Below are 20,717 nucleotides of genomic sequence, written 5' to 3'. Positions count from 1 at the left end.
TTTACTGACTTCTTTCAAAAGCTAATGAAGGTATGGGAAATACTACAATTTTTGCAAGTAGCTATAACATTAGCTCAAAAATAAGGGAATTTTAATAATTATCTGTTGCAATACACCATCGCATACATTTATTATTTTCAAATCACCTGATTCCCCACAGAAATATAGTTATATTGTGAAACTTTCCATACGATTATACTGGTGATTATAGCATCACTGACATTCTTTTTTTTACAGGTGTTTAAAGTAAAGTTCTATACTTTAAACTTTGCCGTAAGAATTTTCCTCTTTATTTCAATAAGTCCAGCTATAAAAACATTCTCTTAAAATTAACTACTGACATTGCAGCAGTTTTGAATAATAAAATTCAAAAAAATAATTTATTTAAGTCGTAATTTTACGGTTTTTAATGACTAATCTTTAAAGTTACGATCTTACCAAAGGTAGTAACAGTATATTTGTATGTACTTTATTGCGTCATCGAAAAATAGTTTAGTTTGAGTTCCTGTTAGCTCTTTACACAAATGTGAGGAGAGTTTTCAGAACATTTTCTGCCAGAGTTCATGAGGTAAGTTGTTTATTTTGATAGCAATTACAATTGCTGTGGCAGCATCTTAAGCTAACAAACTTTCTGACTTTCTCAATAAGCACTCTCTCAGGCTTTTGCCTGAGTAGTGCTATGGCTGACTGGATAACCAATTCGGTTACAAACCCATTTGTCTATCGTTAGGAATATGAAAATGAAATCAATTCTTGAGTTGATTGAGCAGAAGAACCAGGAATATGCCAAGTTACCGTTCTTTGAGTATATGAAAGACGAGTCCATTGATCCACGCCAGAGACTGGCATTTGCACCTGTGATTGCTCCACTGGCACTGGAGTTCAGTGAGTTATGCAAACGAGTTCTTAGAGATGAGCCAACGACTAATTACATTCAAAAGATGGTAAATCTGCACACGCACGAAGAACATTTTCACTGGCAATGGTTACTAGAAGACATGGAAAAGATGGGGATTGACTATCCTATGCGTTTTAGTGATGCCGTGCGATTCCTTTGGAGCGATCATACCAAGGTTTCCCGTTCGATGTTTCCTATCTTTGAGCGGTATACTCGGGGAGCAGATCCTATCATCAGATTGGTTGCCATTGAGGTATCCGAGGTGACGGCGAATGTTTTTTTCCGTTCAACCATGTCTGCGGCCTTGCAACTGCAAGAAATGACTCAAACAGAGTTCCGTTACTTTGGTATGCGTCATAACCATATAGAAAATACCCACACTCTTCATACTCCCTCTTCTTTGCAAATCATGAGAGAAATTGAGGTGTCGGAAGAAATTCGTCAACAAGCACTTGAATTAATTGATGTGGCGTTTGTGTATTTTACAGACTTGATCAATGAGTTTTTAGTTTATATTAAGACTCATTCTTATCAAGAACCATTTTCTAAAGTGTACGAACCAGAGCGATCGCTAACATCTGCCTAAACTATTTCCTCAATTTTCATTCATTCGACGACGGTAAAAGAGTCAAAGCCTTTTATCGTCGTTTCTTTAACAGTGACAGCTACTGTATAAATAGCATTGCGCTCTTGCTGAATTGGTTGAATTACTCCATCATAGTCAGTGGCTCGACTCATTAAGCTATATTGTCCTGGCGTTGGTGGAGTCCATTGAAACGTGAATCGTTGCCAAGCATATTGCAACCGTGATTCAACTTCAGTAGCTTGCCAGGTGATACCACCATCTGTACTAAAATCCACCGACTGGATACCCTTGGATGCCCAGGCCCAACCCCAATGTGTTTGAGGTTGAAGGTATAATACTTCATTTTGAGAAGGATGAACAATTACAGACTCCGGTGGAACTTCCCAAACGGGTTTTAAAGTCGCATCATCGCCCCCAACTTGATCGTTATAGAAAGTTGTTGTAAAGGGCCCTGGTGATCGCTGATCTGTGACATAAATATGTGAGAGCCACTTGACAAAGTTCGTGCCATAGTAGCCTGGAACCACCAACCGCAAAGGAAAACCCCGCTCTGCTGACAGAAACTCACCGTTCAGCTTGTACGCCAGCAGCACATCATTATCTAATGCTTTTCCGATAGGAATATCTTTAATATATGAATCGCTAGAAACTCCTTCATAAGCACCGCAATCGGTTCCGGCAAACCAGACATAACGAGCTTCAGGTTTAACTTGCAATTGATTAAGAATTGCTCTGAGCGAAACTCCACCCCAAGTAACATTACTAATGGTTCTTGTCGGAACTTTAGGTTCAAGCGGATTACCTGAACATTGGTGGAAAACAGTTAATTCACGATATTCTAGACTCAGCAAATTCTGATATGACAACTCAAGATTCTGCTCTACTAATCCCGAAATTTTCAACCTCCATTGCTCTATGTCAATGTCTGGGATTCCCAGATGACAAAGAACGAATAGATGGTTTTCAGGAGTAATAAAAGACTTGAGATCGTGAACACCCAGTGGAAACTTTGCAATCATTCCCACATAGCTCATGCTCTGATCTTCTAAAGTTTGATCGAACTCATTCATTTAAGCAACCTGCTATTAACGATTTTTCAAACATTTTTTTATCGAAACAGAATTCAGGAGTCAGGAGCCAGAATTCAGGAAAGGTATTTTGTGCGACACAACGAATAGCGGTAGTTAAGCGTAGCCGAAACTCGTCAACATAGGTATTTTTTTTCATCAGAAATCACCTTAAGACCCCCACTCAATCTGCATATTTAGTGGTGCAACAATTCAGTGGCGAGTCTGAATCCCCCACTGATAGCGCAGCGTTAGCGTACTCCTACGGAGAAGCGAGCTACGCGCAGTGTCTCGTAGAGAGGAACGAGCGTCTTCATTCTGACTTCTGAATTCTTCTTCAAAATAGTACTTATATAAAAATACACGCAGTAGATGCAAAGCGGCTACTCTGCAAAAATGACAAAGGCGAACCCACAGGGTATCACCCCTAGATGAACAGTATTTAACTATACCTGTTTGAGCAAAATCAACCGGGTTTCTCGATTTTTTACCTTCAGAAAATTACAGCATGAATTGTGATACTTCGAGTTAATTGGGGAAAACTGAACTCAGGTTATCCAGTCGCAAGTTTTATGGTAGAAAATCGAGTCGATGTTCCCGGTTATGGGATTGGTGAAAGAATTTACACCAGCACTCGCACCCTGGTTTACCGAGGTTGGCGAGAGGCCGATCAAACTCCTGTTGTGATCAAACTTCTGAAAAATTCTTATCCCAGTCAGGTTGAGTTGGCTCAATTCAGAAATCAGTACTCAATTACGAAAATCTTAAATGTTCCTGGGGTTGTTCGGATCTATAGTCTGGAAAGTTGTCAAAATCGACCCGTCCTGATTTTAGAAGATTTTGGCGGAATTTCTTTGAAGGAGTACACTGCTTTTAGAAGGAAAGGACTCGGTGAGACAGGAAATCAAGAAAATTCCTCATCTCTGCATCCTGATTTTTTGACTGAGTTTTTACAGATTGCGATCGCACTTGCCGATATTCTGGCTGATCTCTATCATCACGAAATCATCCACAAGGATATCAAACCCGCCAATATCCTGATAAACCCTACCACAAAGCAGGTCAAACTCATTGACTTTAGCATTGCTTCACTGCTGCCGAGAGTTAACCAACTTTCAACCAGCCCGACTGTTTTAGAAGGAACTCTCGCCTATCTCTCCCCCGAACAAACCGGGCGAATGAATCGGGGGATTGATTATCGCACTGACTTCTATTCTCTTGGAGTCACTTTCTATGAACTCTTAACTGGGCAATTGCCATTTCAATCGGATGATTTGATGGAATTGGTGCATTGTCACATAGCAAAACAACCACCACTTTTAAATGATAGAGGAGAGATTCCCCAAATTCTCTGTGATATCGTCATGAAACTGATGGCGAAGAATGCTGAAGACCGCTATCAGAGTGCATTAGGGCTAAAGCACGATCTACAAATTTGTTTGGAGCAATTGCAGTCAAGTGGAAATATTATCCCATTTCAGCTAGGCCACAGGGACGTTTGCGATCGCTTTGCAATTCCCGAAAAACTCTATGGACGGGAAGCAGAAGTGGCTATGCTGCTAGCAACTTTTGAACGGGTGCGCCAGGGAACTTCTGAAATGATGCTGGTGGCAGGTTCCTCTGGCATTGGAAAAACGGCAATTGTCAACGAAGTTCACAAACCAATCACCCGTCAGCGCGGATACTTTATCAAGGGCAAATTCGATCAATTTAATCGGAATATTCCCTTTTTTGCTTTGGTGCAAGCGTTTCGGGACTTAATGGCACAACTGCTGACAGAGAGTGATGCTCAAATTGACCAGTGGAAGACTCAAATTTTATCTACCTTGGGTGAAAGTGGTCAAGTAATTATTGAGGTGATTCCAGAACTCGAACGAATCATTGGAAAACAGCCTTCACTACCGGAATTATCGAGTACTGCTGTCCAAAGCCGCTTCAATTTGCTGTTTCAGAAATTCATTCAAGTATTCACAACCCAAGAACATCCCCTAGTTATTTTCCTTGATGATTTGCAATGGGCAGACTCGGCTTCTTTAAAATTGATGCATCTGTTGATGAGTGAAGCCAGCAACTCTTATTTATTAGTGATTGGAGCATATCGGGATAATGAGGTTTCCTCAGCCCATCCCCTAATGTTAACCATTGAGGAAATGCGTCAAGAAGCGATTACAGTTAGTAGTATTGTTCTTTCTGCCCTTACCGAAACCGACCTAAATCAACTGATTGCAGATACCCTCAAATATTCAACAGAACAAGCAACTGCGATCGCCAATCTGGTGTATCAAAGGACTAAAGGTAATCCATTTTTCACTAACCAGTTTCTCAAGTCGCTGCATGAAGATGGGTTAATCGCCTTTGCTAGCAGAACGGGAGATTGGCAGTGCAATCTGGTTCAAATCCGGGCGCTATCTTTTACAGAAGATATTGTCGAGTTTGTGGCAGTGCAACTCCACAAATTACCACAGCAGACTCAGAATGTTCTCAAACTGGCTGCTTGTGTCGGCAATCAGTTTGATTTAGAAACCCTATCAGTTGTCTATGAAAAATCTCCAGTCCAAACCGCAGCAGATTTGTGGCCAGCCCTCAAGGATGAATTGATCTTACCCAGTGGGGAAGGGTATACATTTTTTCAGGATGAGTCTGTTGTCATGGATGAGTTGACAAATGACAACACACCCATAATTATTACCTACAAATTTTTCCACGATCGCATTCAACAAGCCGCTTATTCACTAATTCCAGACTATCAGAAACCAGCAACTCACCTAAAAATTGGTCAATTGCTGTTGAGCAATACCCCGGAAACTGAGCAAGAATTGCTGATTTTTGAAATTGTCAATCAATTGAATATTGGCATAGAACTGATCGCATCTCAAACCGATCGTGATCGACTGGCACAACTCAACTTGTCGGCAGGAAAAAAAGCCAAATTTTCCACAGCTTACCAGGTAGCAATTGAGTATTTAACTACTGGGATTCGTTTATTGAGAAGTGACTGTTGGCAAAGTCAGTATGAATTGGCTCTGGCATTGCACGAATCAGCCGCCGATGCTGCTTATCTTAGTGGCGCGTATGAACAGATGGAAAAATTGACTCAAACAGTCATCCAGCAAGCCAAAACTCCACTGGATCAAGTCGGTATTTACGAAACCAAAATCCAGGCGTATACAGCTAAAAATGATGTGCTGGGCGCGATCGCGATCGCACGTCAAGGAATGAGTAAATTTGGCGTGGTTTTCCCAGAAACACCTACCTCACAAGACATTCAGCAAGCCCTGCAAGAAACGGCTACTCTGATTAACGGTCGTGATATTGCAGAATTGGTTGACTTACCTGTGATGGTAGCCGCAGAGAAGCTAGCTGTCACCCGAATTGTGGCAAACGTTGCTCCAGCCGTTTACATTGCCGATCCTAATCTGTTTCCACTACTGATTTTGTCTCAAGTCCAAGCATCTATTGAATATGGTAATGCTCCATTTTCTGCCTTTTGTTATGGCTGTTATGGCATTCTATTGAGCGGAATTCTTCAGGATATTGAAACAGCCGATCGAGTTGGCAATCTTGCCTTGGCACTAACTGACAAATTTAATATTAGCGACATCAAACCCACAGTATTTTATGTCGTAGGTGCTTTCATCACCTATTTGAAGTCTCCACTGCAAAAATCTTTGCAGTTAATGCTGGATGGTTACAAGATTGCTCTAGAAACTGGAAATGTATATTACGTAGGTTTCAATACCAAAGATATCTGCCAATATTCCTATTTTCTCGGTCGAGAATTGAACTCGTTAGAGGAAGATATCCGGGCTTACTGTCATGTTTTGGAAAATTTTAAGCAAGGTACGACTCTAAACTATTGCCGTATTTTCTGGCAAACAGTTTTGAATTTGCTTGGCAAAGCTGAGAATCCCTGTATTGTAACAGGCGAAGCACTCAACGAAGCCGAATTCGTGAATCAACTGGTTCAAGCCAATGAATTGACAGGGCTTCACTATTTCTTCCTCCACAAATTGATTCTCTGTTATCTGTTTGAAAACCTTTCTCAAGCAGTGGAAACAGCCGCTCAAGCTAGAGAATATCTAGTTGCGGGAACGGGCTATGCCACTGTGCCGATATTTTATTTTTATGATTCTCTGACAGCTTTAGCAGAGTATCGCACAGCTATAGCCTCTCGCCAAAAAACATTACTAGAACGGGTTACAGAAAACCAAGAAAAAATGCAGACATGGGCACACCACGCACCCATGAATTATTTGCACAAATTTGAATTGGTGAAAGCCGAAGAATGCCGAGTGTTGGGACAGATGGCGCAGGCAGTGGATCATTACGATCGCGCGATCGCACAGGCAAAAGCCAATAGATATATTCAGGAAGAAGCCCTTGCCAATGAACTGGCTGCCCGATTTTATTTAGAATGGAACAAAGAAGCGATCGCGCAAATTTACCTCGAAAATGCCTATTACACTTACCTTAGCTGGGGAGCGATCGCTAAAGTTAACCAGTTGGAACGCCAATATTCTCAATTATTGCTGAAGGTGTTTCAGCAGGATGAAACTACTTCTTCAACCCTTACCACTACAATCGAATTCAACCAAAGTAGTTCCACTGGGACTGAAGCATTAGATTTAGCAACGGTGATGAAAGCCTCTCATGCACTGGCTGGAGAAATTGAGTTAGAAAAGCTGTTGACAACCCTAATGCAGGTTGTAATCGAAAATGCCGGGGCTGACAAATCAGTTTTTCTGCTGCTTCAAGAGGATAATTGGGTCGTTGTGGCTCAAAAAACTAGCCGAGCGATCTTTGAAGAAGAGCAATTTCTGCCACACCCTACGCCTACCGATGAAAACTTGGGGATAATCAACCTGCGCTCCCTTCCTCTTTCAGCCAGTCAGGATGTTCCCAAAGCGGTTGTGAATTATGTATCGCGCACCACCGAAACCCTTGTGTTAGATGATGCCCGCAAGGAAACTACCTTCGCCAACGATCCCTACATCATTCTATGGCAACCTAAAAGTTTGCTATGTACGCCTATTCACAATCGTGGACAGCTGATTGGCATCCTATACCTAGAAAACAGTTTGACAACTGGAGCCTTTACCCAAAACCGTCTTGAGGTTTTGCGGTTGCTCACAGCACAAGCTGCCATCTCGCTGCAAAATGCCATGTTGTATAACAATCTAGCTGTAGCAAAAGCTCAATTAGAAGATTACAACCATACTTTAGAGCAAAAGGTGGAGCAGAGAACTTTGGAGTTGAATGATAAAAATCAGCATCTCTCAGAAACTTTAGAGGAACTGCAACACACTCAAAGCCAACTGATTCAAACTGAAAAAATGTCTTCATTGGGACAAATGGTAGCAGGTGTTGCCCATGAAATTAACAACCCGATTAACTTTATCTATGGCAACCTCACCTATACCAATGAGTATTGCCAAGATTTGCTGCATCTGGTTGAGCGGTATCAGCACTATTATCCTCAACCGTTCCCTGAGATTCAAGAAGAACTAGAGGCAATAGATTTAAACTTCCTCAAACCAGACTTACAAAAATTGCTGCAATCAATGAAAGTGGGGGCAGATCGCATTCGTCAAATTGTTCTTTCTCTCCGCAATTTCTCGCGTTTGGATGAGGCTGAAATGAAAAGTGTCAATCTTCATGAAGGCATTGACAGCACCCTGTTAATTTTACACCACCGTCTAGAAGAGAAAGCACACCGCCCCGGAATCGATGTGATTAAGGAATATGGACAGTTGCCAGAAGTTAGTTGCTACGCCAGTCAGATCAATCAAGTATTCATGAATATTCTGAACAATGCTATTGATGCCTTGGATTCATCATTCACAAATGAAGATAGACAGACAAAAATCCCCACTATCCAAATTCGTACCAAAATGACTAATGCTAATACAGTAACTATTCAAATTGCAGATAATGGATCTGGGATGTCTGACGAAGTGAAACAGCGCCTATTTGACCCATTTTTCACAACAAAACCTATAGGCACAGGAACAGGTTTAGGATTATCAATTAGCCACTCGATTGTAGAAAAACATCGGGGACGAATAAGTGTAATATCCGAACCGGGAAAAGGAGCGGAGTTTTCTCTTTCTATCCCTTTACACAATACGGTAGAGCAGCGATCGCTTAAGTAAATTGTGCAAGGGGGAGCAGGGGGCAGGGGAGCAGGGGGCAAGGGAGCAGGGAGCAGGGGAGCAGGGAGCAAGGGAGCAGGGAGCAGGGGGCAAGGGGAATGGAAAAAGAGCCAATTAAAAGTCATGAAGATTTGGAAGTATACAAAATGGCCTTTGATGTTGCCATGAAAATTTTTGAACTGTCAAAAAAGTTTCCTGTGGAGGAGAAGTATTCATTGACTGATCAAATTCGTCGTTCATCTCGTTCTGTTTGTGCAAATCTTGCAGAAGCATGGAGAAAGCGTCGTTATGAGGCAGCTTTTGTGGCTAAATTGAACGATTGCGAATCGGAAGCGGCAGAAACCCAGACTTGGCTTAAATTCGCAGTTCAATGCAATTATCTAAATGTTGAAACAGGCAGAGAACTTTATGAAACTTACAACCGAGTTCTGGGCATTCTAGTAACCATAATCAAAAATCCATCCCCCTGGCTCATCAAACGCTAATTATTATCATCCCCCTGCTCCCTTGCTCCCTGCTCCCCTGCTCCCTTCAATCCACACGATCCACAGGTAGAAACTCTTTAAGTGCTTCTGCCTGAGCAGCCTTCAATACTGGAAGAGACAGGGGTAGTGAATTTGCGATCGCAAATAATTGTTCTATTTGACTCAGACCTGTCAAGCTACCACATAATAATACTTGGTCGCCAACTCGCAAATCCATGCCGCCATCAGGATAGCGAATAAATTTACCATCGCGCCGGATCGCCTGTACCTGTACTCCAAATTGCTTGTTGATATCTAAATCTGCAAGGGTTTTACCTAGTGTTGGCGTATCTGCATTAACTGTAACCCACTGGCAAGCACTATTTTCTCCAGGAACAGCAGCTTGTCCCTTGGCGAATTCTGCCAAAGCTGCCAGTTCTTCATCTGCTCCCACTACCAGCAAGCGATCGCCCTCTTCCAATTTAGTTTGATTATTGGGATAATCGATTTCATCGCCGTTAGCGCGACGAATTGCCATCAAACTCGCTCCTGTTAAGTAGCGCATATCTGCCTCTTCTATACTCATACCAATTAAGGGCGAATCTGCTGGGAGAGGATACCAGCGCTGATTTAAATCGCGGGTGGCTTGGCGTAAATCACGAGCAACTTCAGTTGCAGAACGCTCTGGCCGCAAATCTAAATAATGATCGTTGCGGATTTGCTGCATTTCCCGTTGAACGACTGCTGGTGACAACAAACCTAAGCCAGTTAATAAATAGGTTGCCATTTCTAAGCTGGCTTCAAACTCTGGTTGTACCACTTCTCTAGCTCCCAATTGATACAGCACCTCAATATTTTTATCCTGGGTAGCACGGACAACCAAATCTAATTCTGGGTGCAATTCCAAGGCGCGTTTCAAACAAAGACGGGTACTCATCGGGTCAGGGAGTGCGATCGCCATTCCTTTGGCATGATTCACTCCGGCGGTTTCTAAAACGTGTAAACTCACGCAATTGCCATATACATAAGACACTCCAGCCTCACGCAACTGCTGAATTCTACTTTCTGATTGGTCGATTACCACCACAGGAAGGTTGTGTTGCAGTAACAATTTCACTAAATTTTTGCCGACTCGCCCATAACCGCAGACTACCACATGGTCTTTGAAGGGCAAATCTTCTGATACATCCAGTGCCTCTTGTTCTTCTAAGTACGGTTTCAACCAAGGCATTGATTCGGCAAAGTTAAATAAAAATGGTACTAACCGCAAGACAAAGGGAGTCAGCATGAGAGTAACTGCGGTGGTTCCCAAAATTAATAAGTATATCTGTCGGGACACTAGCCCTAAAGACTGCCCTTCACTGGCGAGAACAAAGGAAAATTCCCCAATTTGCGCCAGTCCCAAACCGGCGATTATGGCTGTTTTTAAAGGGTAGCGGAATAGTTTCACTAGGGGCGTGATAATTAAAAATTTACCTATGAAAACTAGTGCTACCAGCCCCAAAATTAATTCCAGGTTGTTCCACAAAAACACTGGATCAATTAACATCCCAATGGCGGAAAAAAATAAACTGGCAAAGATATCTCGCAGTGGTTCGACATAAGTTAGGGTTTGATCGGCGTATTCCACCTCAGAAATCATCAAACCCGCGACAAATGCGCCCATTTCAATGGACAGCCCCAAATGCTCTGTCAATAGGGCAATGCCCAAACATAAAGCTACAACCCCTAATAAAAATAGTTCTCGGCTTTCAGTACGGGCTAACAGTCGCAACAAAGGCGGTATCAGCCACATCCCCGCAGCTACTGCACCAGCAGCAAATAAAGCAATCCACAGTAGGGCTGTCAGCACGGCGATGCCAATGGTTTCTGCTGGTTGATTGAGGGCTGGTAGAACTGCTAACATCAGTCCCAGTGCCAAGTCTTGGACTACCAAAATCCCCAACATCACCTGTCCATGAGGCGTTTCTGTTTCATTGCGTTCCATCAAGCACTTGAGGACAACGGCTGTGGAAGACAAGGATAGAATACATCCCAAAAACATCCCCTTAGCAGGTAAGGTTCCCCAGGCTCCGCTTAACCCGGATACCACAACTGTCACCAAAATCGTCAAAGCAATCTGGAGTCCACCTCCACCAAGAGCGATCGCTTTTACCTTCTTAAGTTCCGCAAAAGAAAATTCTACACCCAAGGCGAATAACAAAAAAGCGACACCAAACTGTGCCAGAGTCTCTACTTGAATAACTTCTTTAATCAATCCCAATCCGGCTGGCCCAATAATCATCCCGCCGATGAGATAGCCTAGCAGCACGGGTTGCCGTAAAAGTGCCGCCAACAATCCACCACAGGCTGCAACGCCCAAAACTAAAACTAAATCAACGATTAGCCTAAAATCTTCTTGCACCAGTTTTAAAAGAACTATTTATTAAGACCTATTAATTCAGGATACAAAGTTTTACGATCTCAAACAGCTTGTTTGGAAATTGGATATGGGGAATTGGGGATTGGGGCAAGAAGTTTTTTAACTGCTGCCCAATGCCCATTAAATTTTAGGTGAGCCAAGGACACTCAGTAATAGCAGTGACCACGGCATTTTAATATCGGGTACGAGCCATGAGTAGTTTCTCAGTATAGGTAATGCCGCAGGTAGCACAAAACGTAAAGAGCGTAGCGATGCGGGGCGATGTCTACGACGGGCTTCGCCTACGCCATTTTCATCGACAATTCCATATTTATCAGCGAGTTCGGCAACAATTTGCACACGTCCTGTACGGCGCATTAAATTTGGTTCACAAGCAAGTGCAGCAATTACCCGTCCAGTTAATAAGGGAGTTTCCCAGTTGTAGCGATCGCTAAGAAATGAGTTTTTTTGCTCAGTAGTATCGGTTTGATTCATCTCAGAAGCAAAACGGGAAAAAAGCTCAGTCCCAACAATACCTGGCCAGATTGAAACAGAAGCGACATTATGGGGTTTTAACTCAACAGCCATATCAGCCGCTAGGCGATCGCAAGCTGCTTTTCCCACACCATAAGCTGTATTAAAGATATAAGACATACTGCCCCACGAGGAAATGGTGCAAATTAGTCCAGAGTTACGTTTGGTCATCATTCGCGCAGCAAAAACACTCGCAACATAGTGGCTACGAAGACCAACGTTGTTGCTTGCATCCCACAGACTTAGTTCACAATCCCAAAAAGGCTGCCCAAAAGCGTTTTTTAATGCCTCAACTCCTGAGTAAGCATTATTCACCAATAGATCAAGTTGTCCATCCTGCTCATCTTGGATGCGCTCAAACAGTAAACGCACCTGCTCATCGTCGCTGTGGTCTACTTGGACAGGAATACACACACCACCAGCTTCCTCTATAGTTGATTTGGTTTCACCAAGACTTCCTGAAACCGCATCAGTAGAGGAGTTGCTGAGGCTGCGTCCTGTGACGTATACAGTTGCCCCAGCCTCAGCCAAACCAATAGCAATTCCCCTACCAATTCCCCGCGTAGCACCTGTTACCAATGCCACTCTTCCCTCAAGGTGTTTCACGATCGCTTTTCCCTGTGGTTAATTTATTTAAAGCCGGAGAACCCCAGCCTTAAAAAAGGCAAAAACCTCTCAAAGTCCCCCTAAGCAAAGGGGGATTTAGGAGGATCTACAACTACAAATAATATCTACTACTCAATCTAAGTAAGTTGGTGCGAAAAAACCAAGTATGTTACAAAACGCAAATAGGCTTAAAACCCTTACTAATGACAAATGACGAAGGACAAATGATAGCCCTAGCCAGTTACCTTTAATTGCGCCAACCTACTAACCAATTAATTTCTGCCAGCTAGCAGGCCCGACAATCCCATCGGCATCTAAACCATTTTGCTTTTGAAAGTTCTTGACTACAACCTCTGTTTGTGGCCCGTAAACACCATCATTCTCAACGCCTAAACGGTATTGTAAATATCTAACAACTGCACCACCAGCATGGTTTGGTCTGATAATTCGTTTTGCCAAAATCAGATTTATAGCATTCCATGTAGCTTCATCAGCAACTCCAGTTGGCTGAACTCCAACAACAGCCTGAAATTTTTCTACCGCAGATTTGGTGTTAGCCCCAGTGAAGCCATCTTCTACTAACGCCTTACCATTTTTATCAGTTATTTTGAGCCGATTTAAGGATTTTTGCAGTCTGAGAATCGTAGCATCTGCATTCTCCTCTTCATCTGGTACAGGATTAACAGGAGTACTTGGCACTTTACCAGTTAAGCCTTTGACGATCGCATTAGCCATTGCTTCAGGATTAAAAAGATTCACATCTTTTTGCGAATCGATGAAGCAACATTCTATCAAGATAGCAGGCATATCTGTATTTTTCAGAACATACAAGTGGGAACCACTCTTAACGCCACGATTAAAAAATCCCAACTTGACGATTTCATCTAATACAGGTTTAGCGATTCTTCTACCAGTCTCACTAGTGGCAAATACTTCTGTACCATTAGCCTGTCCATTAAAACAGTTAAAATGAATCGAGACGTAAATATCTACCTTACTGCCATTGGCTGTAGAACATCTTTTTGAGAGTGAGTCACGGACTGTACTAGCACTACTCGGTCTACATACTACAACATCATTACCTAAAGCTCTTAACTTGGCTATAACTCTATTACCTACATCTAGAGTTAAATTATCCTCAAACTTAATCCCACTGGCTCCTGTGTCTGGTGGACAATTGTGTCCGCTATCAATTCCAAATTTCATGATTTTATCCTCAAATTACTTATTTTTACACTAGTTTAAAACTCTTCAAATTCTAGCGGCAAGGCAGAAATACTTAACCATTAGAGATATGAGCGAAAAAGAATGTAGAGACATAGCAATCAATACTTGTCGGGTTTTGGGGAAAAGGGGAAGGGGAAAGGGGAAAGAAAAAACCTTTAACCTTTTCCCCAAACCCAATTCCGAGTTAAAAATGCTTAACCGAGCAGTATTGACATAGCAATACTACGTCTCTACAAGGGTTCTGAAAACGCATAATTAATTTATGGAGATGCCCAATGCCCAATGCCCTTAAAAGCACTCCCGATATAAACTCAAATGATGCAAAACCTCTAGGAAAATAACTTTTATACTTGAATTCAATAACTTAACTTAGGTTAGACAATGGCTAAGTTATTCAAGTTGCCTTTATAACCACTAATTTCAATAATAGCATCAGTAAGAGCAGAAAATCCATTGTTACTATCATTGAGTGCCAAAAAAGTCCGTTCATGATTGCCCGTACCGAGGGTGAAAGTTGCCGCACCCTTAGCCACAAAATTATATATAGTAAATGCTTGTTGTAAATCTGAAAGATTTAAATTAGCAACAGGGCCAAGTTGAACCACCTTATCGGCTGAAACTGCATTCAGACCATCTATTTTATCTTGACAGATGTTCAGGTCGCTAATCACATCAAAACCAGACAGCAACGAATCACTCAAGCTGTTGAACACAAATTTATCAGCGCCATTATCGCCTGTAAGGGTATCACGCCCAGCGCCGCCATTGAGAATGTCACAACCTTTACCACCAGATAGGTTGTCATTTCCAGCTAATCCAAAGAGCTTATCGTTGCCGTTTTTGCCAGAAATTTTGTCATTGCCGGCTCCACCAGCGAGTACATCTGCAAAGTTGCCACCGTTTAAGGTAATGTTTGGGACATTTTTTTCTGTGGTAGTCTTGCTGATTATTTGACCGTTGGCATCAAATAGATAACTGGCAACTGCATCAGTGATACCATCACTGTTGTTGTCAATATCTGCGGAAGTTAGTTTGCCCTTGGAATTATAGTTGTAACTGGTAATCTCGTCAGCCAAACCATCATTGTTTGTGTCAACTACCTGTGCAGCTAGTCTGTTGTTAGCATCGTAGCTGGAAGCAGTTACCCGATCAATGATGCCATCACCATTATTGTCAAGAAGCTGGTTGCCGCTAAAATCATAACTATAAATGCCGACTGCATCTTTTACACCATCGTTGTTGAAGTCATAGCTGGCAGATGTGCGTCCATAAATATAAGTTGTGAAAAAATCAACTATGCCATCACCGTTTTCATCAACACTAAAGGATGTCTGATTACCTTTGGCATCATAAGTATAGGTTCTGAAGTCATCAACTATGCCGTCACCCTTGAAGTCACGACTAATGGATGTCCGATTACCTTTGGTGTCATAAGTAAATGTATCAACAAAGTCAGCAATGCCGTTCAAGGAAATACTAAAGGATATCAGGTTGCCGTTGGCATCATAAGTAGAGGTTTCGACATTCTCAGCGATGCCGTCGCCGTTGCCGTCAGAGTTTTTGGATATCCGGTTGCCTTTGGCATCATAAGTATAGGTTGTGACATTCTCAATTACATCGTCGGGGATGCTGCTGTCAATGCTTTCAGATGTCAGGTTGCCGTTGGCATCATAAGTATAGGTTGTAACATACTCAAATATGCCGTCGCCATTGTTATCAATGCTTTTAGATGTACGGTTGCCTTTGGCATCATAAGTATAGGTTGTAACCATAGCATCGATGCCATCACCGTTGTAGTCAAAGCTTTCAGATGTCTGATTGCCTTTTACATCATAAGTATAGGTTATGACATACTCAAATATGCCGTCACCGTTGTCGTCCTGACTAATGGATGTCAGATTGCCGTTGGCATCATAAGTATAGGTTGAGCCATAATCAACTATGCCGTCGGGGATGCTGTCCCTGGTGCCGTCATAGCTTTCGGATGTCAAGTTGCCGTTAGCATCATAAGTAAAGGTTATGACCTGCCCAGGAGTGCTTTTAGATATCCTGTTGCCATTAGCATCATAAGTATTGGTTACAAAATCATCAACTATGCCGTCGCCATTGCCGTCTATACGTAGGGATATCAAGTTGCCGTTGGCATCATAAGTATAGGCGTTGACATTATCAACTACGCCGTCGCTGTTGTCGCCACTATTTACGGATGTTAGGTTATAGCTATAGGTAATAACTGAGTCTATTGTTCCATCACTATTATTGTCTACGCTCTCACTTGTAACATTGCCATTGGCATCGTAAGTGTATGTTGTGGTTGAGGTCATAAACTTCTATTTCTCCATCAATATCTGTATAACCACACTTGAGTTCTGTAGTGCGGGTAATCAAAACTCATAGCAAGTTATCAAATGTATTTGTGCTTGCTAGATCGGCAATTGAAAAGATAATATAGTCAAAAATTTTTTATAGCAAGTGTTTTTGCTCACATTGCTAATGTGACATAAATGACTGCGGTTATCTGCAATTTAGATAGCAACTATCTCTTAAAAGCTTAACCTGCAATGCAAAAAACATATTTGTCACCTTTAAACAATAGAACAAAAATGTAAAAACTTATACTTTTAATCTGATTTTTTAGCTATGAGTAGAAATATTGAACTTGCAGTAGTTTACTTTGTCCACTGATTCCAATTAAATAGTTACATGAAAGGACTGCGATCGCCACCAATATTTAGAATAAATCCCAACTGGGGCGAAAAACGCGCTTAAGACCGAATTTTTCGTCTTGGCAATGATCAAGCCCTAACGACCTCAAGGAATTAATCACCCGAATCTGTGGGTAGATATATGACAATCAACCTGAAAGCACGTTTAAGATTTAAGTAAAGAAATATTTCGTAGCTTACAGGCATGAAACGCATCGTCTTGGTTGCTGGGTTTGAATCATTCAACGCTGACTTGTACAGGAAAGCAGCTTTTTTGGCTAACTCTCGCTGTCCTGAGTTGGATATTCGGGTATTTAGCGATCGCAATATTACCAGTCAACGCACCGAGGTAGAAGCAGCACTTGATAACGCTGATGTATTTTTCGGTAGTCTACTATTTGATTATGACCAGGTTGTATGGCTGCGCGATCGCATTTCCCAAATTCCCATTCGCCTAGTCTTTGAGTCAGCCTTGGAATTGATGAGTTTAACCAAGTTGGGTGACTTTGCCATTGGCGACAAACCCAAAGGAATGCCCAAACCAGTTAAATTCATTCTTGACAAATTTAGCAACGGACGAGAAGAAGACAAACTCGCTGGTTACATCAGCTTCTTAAAAATTGGCCCCAAACTACTGAAATACGTCCCAGTGCAAAAAGTCCAAGACTTACGCAACTGGTTAATTATCTATGGTTACTGGAATGCTGGCGGCCCAGAAAACGTCGCTTCATTATTCTGGACACTAGCAGAAAAATATTTAAATTTAAAGGTCGGCGACATTCCCCCGTTAATTGAAACCCCCAACATCGGATTACTCCACCCCGACTATCAAGGATTTTTTGAATCCCCCCGCGAATATTTGGAATGGTATAAAACCCATTGTAGAGACGCGATTCATCGCGTCTTCCCAATAGACGCGATGAATCGCGTCTCTACAAAACCAGTTGTCGGTATTCTCCTTTACCGCAAACACGTCATCACCAAACTACCCTACATTCCCCAACTAATTCGCAGTTTTGAAAAAGCCGGGTTAACTCCTTTACCCATTTTCATCAACGGCGTAGAAGGACACGTGGCGGTACGAGATTTGATGACAACCGACTATGAAATTCAGCAACGAAAACTAGGTAATATAGAGACTCCCTCACTATCAAGTGAAGCAGTTAAAGTAGATGCGATCGTTTCGACAATTGGCTTTCCTCTGGTGGGTGGCCCGGCTGGTTCAATGGAAGCAGGCCGCCAAATAGAAGTAGCAAAGCGCATCCTGACTGCCAAGAATGTACCTTATATTGTTGCTGCACCATTATTAATTCAAGATATTTACTCGTGGACGCGCCAAGGTGTTGGCGGATTGCAAAGTGTGGTGTTGTACGCCTTACCAGAATTAGATGGGGCTATTGATACCATTCCTCTCGGTGGGTTGGTGGGCGAAAATATTTATTTGGTTCCTGAACGGGTGCAGCGATTAATTGATAGGGTGAAAAGCTGGGTGTCTTTGCGGCAAAAACCTGCTTCGGAACGCAAAATTGCCATTATTTTATATGGGTTTCCGCCAGGTTATGGTGCTGTGGGGACTGCTGCATTATTAAATGTGCCGCGTAGTTTGCTGAAGTTTCTCCACGCACTCAAAGAACAAGGTTACACCGTGGGGGATTTACCAGAAGATGGCGAAGAATTGATTCGCTGGGTAAAGGAAGCTGATGAGGCTAATCCTCTTGTGGGGCAGTCGTCTCGCCTGCCCCTAGATAATGGCACTCATGTTGCCCACCCCACAAGTACTGTAAATTTCCGCACTCTAGAAAAATGGCTGGGATATTTACAAACTTCCCGCATTGAAAAGCAATGGAAATCTCTTACGGGAACTGGTATTAAAACTTATGGCGAGGAATTTCAGATTGGTGGTGTGCAATTAGGCAATGTGTGGATAGGTGTACAACCACCTTTGGGGATACAAGGCGACCCGATGCGCTTAATGTTTGAAAGAGATTTAACGCCTCATCCGCAATATGCTGCTTATTATAAATGGCTGCAAAATGAGTTTCAAGCTGACGCTTTAGTTCACTTTGGAATGCACGGAACGGTGGAATGGTTGCCTGGTTCTCCGTTGGGGAATACGGGTTATTCTTGGTCGGATATTTTGTTAGGAAATTTGCCTAATCTATATATATATGCGGCGAATAATCCTTCGGAATCGATGTTGGCAAAACGTCGCGGTTATGGTGTGTTGATTTCTCATAATGTTCCTCCTTATGGGCGTGCAGGTTTGTATAAGGAATTGGTGGCGTTGCGGGATTTGATTTCGGAATATCGTGAAGATCCACAAAAGAATTATGTTTTGAAAGAAGGGATTTGTAAAAAGATTGTGGACTCTGGGTTGGATGCCGATTGTCCGTTTGAGGATGCGAGGAAGTTGGGGATTGCGTTTACGCCGGAGAATGTTCGGATGTTTAGCGGTCATGCTTTTGATGCTTATTTGGTGGAGTTGTATGAATATTTGCAGGTTTTAGAGAATCGGTTGTTTTCTTCTGGGTTGCATACTTTGGGGGAAAGGCCGAGTGAGGAGGAGTTGGGGGCGTATTTGGAGGCTTATTTTGGGGGGGAAGAGGAAGAAAACGAACCGCCAAGACGCCAAGGACGCGAAGAAGAAGAAAGATTAATAAGGGATTTGTTGATGCAGTCTACGGATGAGTTGACGAATTTGTTGAGGGGGTTGAATGGGGAGTATATTCCGCCTGCGCCTGGGGGGGATTTGTTAAGGGATGGGGCTGGTGTTTTGCCGACTGGGAGAAATATTCATGCTTTAGATCCTTATCGGATGCCTTCGCCTGCGGCGTATGAACGGGGACGGGAAATTGGTAAAAAAATTATTGCCCAGCATTTGGAGGAATATGGAAAATATCCTGAAACTGTGGCGGTGATGCTTTGGGGATTGGATGCGATTAAAACTAAGGGTGAATCTTTGGGGATTCTGTTGGAATTGGTGGGGGCTGAACCTGTTAAGGAAGGAACTGGTAGGGTTGTTCGTTATGAGTTGAAGCCGTTGGCGGAGGTTGGACATCCCCGGATTGATGTGTTGGGTAATTTGTCTGGGATTTTCCGGGATAGTTTTGTAAATATCATTGAATTGTTGGATGATTTATTTCAACGGGCGGCTGATGCTGATGAACCGGATGATCAGAATTTTGTTAGGAAACACGCTTTGGCTTTAAAAGCCCAAGGGGTAGAAAATGCCTCGGCGAGATTGTTTTCTAATCCGGCGGGTGATTTTGGTTCTTTGGTCAATGATAGGGTGGTTGATGGTAACTGGGAATCTGGTGAGGAGTTAGGCAATACTTGGCAAAGCCGCAATGTATTCAGCTACGGGAGAGAGGATAAAGGTCAAGCTAGACCGGAAATTTTAAATACGTTGTTAAAAACTAGCGATCGCATTGTCCAAGAAATCGATTCGGTAGAATATGGTTTAACTGATATTCAAGAATATTACGCCAATACCGGCGGTTTGAAAAAGGCAGCAGAAAAACAAAGCGGTAAGAAGGTTACAACTAGCTTTGTAGAAAGTTTCTCGAAGGATACTACACCGCGCAATTTAGATGATTTGCTGCGAATGGAATATCGCACTAAGTTGGTAAATCCCAAATGGGCCCAAGCAATGGCCAATCAAGGTTCTGGTGGTGCTTTTGAAATTTCCCAACGAATGACGGCGTTGATTGGTTGGGGTGGTACTGCCGATTTTACCGATGATTGGGTTTATGACCAAGCGGCTGATACTTATGCTTTAGATGCAGAGATGGCAGAGAAATTACGGAAGGCAAATCCTGAAGCTTTTCGCAATATTTTAGGGAGAATGTTAGAGGCGCATGGGCGCGGTTTCTGGGAAGCTGATAGTGATAAGTTAGATAAGCTACGTCAGTTGTATGAGTTAACAGATGAAGAGTTGGAGGGCGTGACAGTTTAGAAAGTAGATGCGTTAAAAGTTCAAATCAAGACACTAACCATTAATAAAAATTCTTGTAGAGACGGCGATTTATCGCGTCTTTGCTTAACCGAACCGTATTGAAAGCGATGTCTACGACGGGC

Annotated in this window: 9 protein-coding genes; 4 read left to right on the top strand and 5 right to left on the bottom strand. The window is 42.5% G+C overall.

Annotated elements, in window-relative coordinates; all coding sequences use genetic code 11:
* Window positions 1–740: 740 nt before the first annotated feature.
* A complete protein-coding gene (locus H6G86_RS04640) occupies window positions 741–1,484 on the top strand; it encodes a hypothetical protein (protein ID WP_190933334.1) in 744 nt (247 codons plus the stop codon).
* Between the two features lie 20 nt (window positions 1,485–1,504).
* On the opposite strand, the gene H6G86_RS04635 is transcribed toward H6G86_RS04640, so the two are convergent.
* Window positions 1,505–2,554, bottom strand: a complete 1,050-nt coding sequence (locus H6G86_RS04635; RefSeq protein WP_190933333.1) for a molybdopterin-dependent oxidoreductase — start codon at window positions 2,552–2,554, stop codon at window positions 1,505–1,507.
* Window positions 2,555–3,123: 569 nt separating this feature from the next.
* Here H6G86_RS04635 and H6G86_RS04630 point away from each other — a divergent pair.
* A complete protein-coding gene (locus tag H6G86_RS04630; RefSeq protein WP_190933332.1) occupies window positions 3,124–8,703 on the top strand; it encodes a trifunctional serine/threonine-protein kinase/ATP-binding protein/sensor histidine kinase in 5,580 nt (1,859 codons plus the stop codon).
* A gap of 98 nt (window positions 8,704–8,801) precedes the next feature.
* Window positions 8,802–9,188, top strand: coding sequence for a four helix bundle protein (locus tag H6G86_RS04625; protein WP_190933331.1), 387 nt, complete (start codon window positions 8,802–8,804; stop codon window positions 9,186–9,188).
* Between the two features lie 46 nt (window positions 9,189–9,234).
* Here the strand turns inward: H6G86_RS04625 and H6G86_RS04620 are convergent, their stop codons facing one another.
* The 4 genes from H6G86_RS04620 to H6G86_RS04605 form a co-directional block, all read right to left on the bottom strand.
* A complete protein-coding gene (locus H6G86_RS04620) occupies window positions 9,235–11,571 on the bottom strand; it encodes a cation:proton antiporter domain-containing protein (RefSeq protein WP_190933330.1) in 2,337 nt (778 codons plus the stop codon).
* A gap of 138 nt (window positions 11,572–11,709) precedes the next feature.
* Window positions 11,710–12,708: an SDR family NAD(P)-dependent oxidoreductase gene (locus H6G86_RS04615; RefSeq protein WP_190933329.1), complete on the bottom strand. Its 999-nt coding sequence runs from the start codon at window positions 12,706–12,708 to the stop codon at window positions 11,710–11,712.
* Between the two features lie 264 nt (window positions 12,709–12,972).
* Entirely contained in the window at window positions 12,973–13,914 is a 942-nt protein-coding gene (locus tag H6G86_RS04610) for an N-acetylmuramoyl-L-alanine amidase (protein WP_190933328.1), read from the bottom strand.
* A gap of 395 nt (window positions 13,915–14,309) precedes the next feature.
* Window positions 14,310–16,259 (bottom strand): bluetail domain-containing putative surface protein, encoded by a 1,950-nt coding sequence (locus H6G86_RS04605; RefSeq protein WP_190933327.1) that lies wholly within the window; start codon window positions 16,257–16,259, stop codon window positions 14,310–14,312.
* 586 nt (window positions 16,260–16,845) lie between these two features.
* Between H6G86_RS04605 and bchH the strand changes: the two genes are divergently transcribed.
* A complete protein-coding gene (gene bchH, locus H6G86_RS04600) occupies window positions 16,846–20,595 on the top strand; it encodes a magnesium chelatase subunit H (protein WP_190933326.1) in 3,750 nt (1,249 codons plus the stop codon).
* The last annotated feature ends 122 nt before the right edge of the window (window positions 20,596–20,717 follow it).

Origin of the sequence: Nostoc sp. FACHB-133, from assembly GCF_014698055.1 — a bacterium.
Classification (GTDB): Bacteria; Cyanobacteriota; Cyanobacteriia; order Cyanobacteriales; family Nostocaceae; genus Nostoc.
Note: the sequence above shows the minus strand (reverse complement) of the source record. Positions and strands in the feature narration are given on the sequence as shown.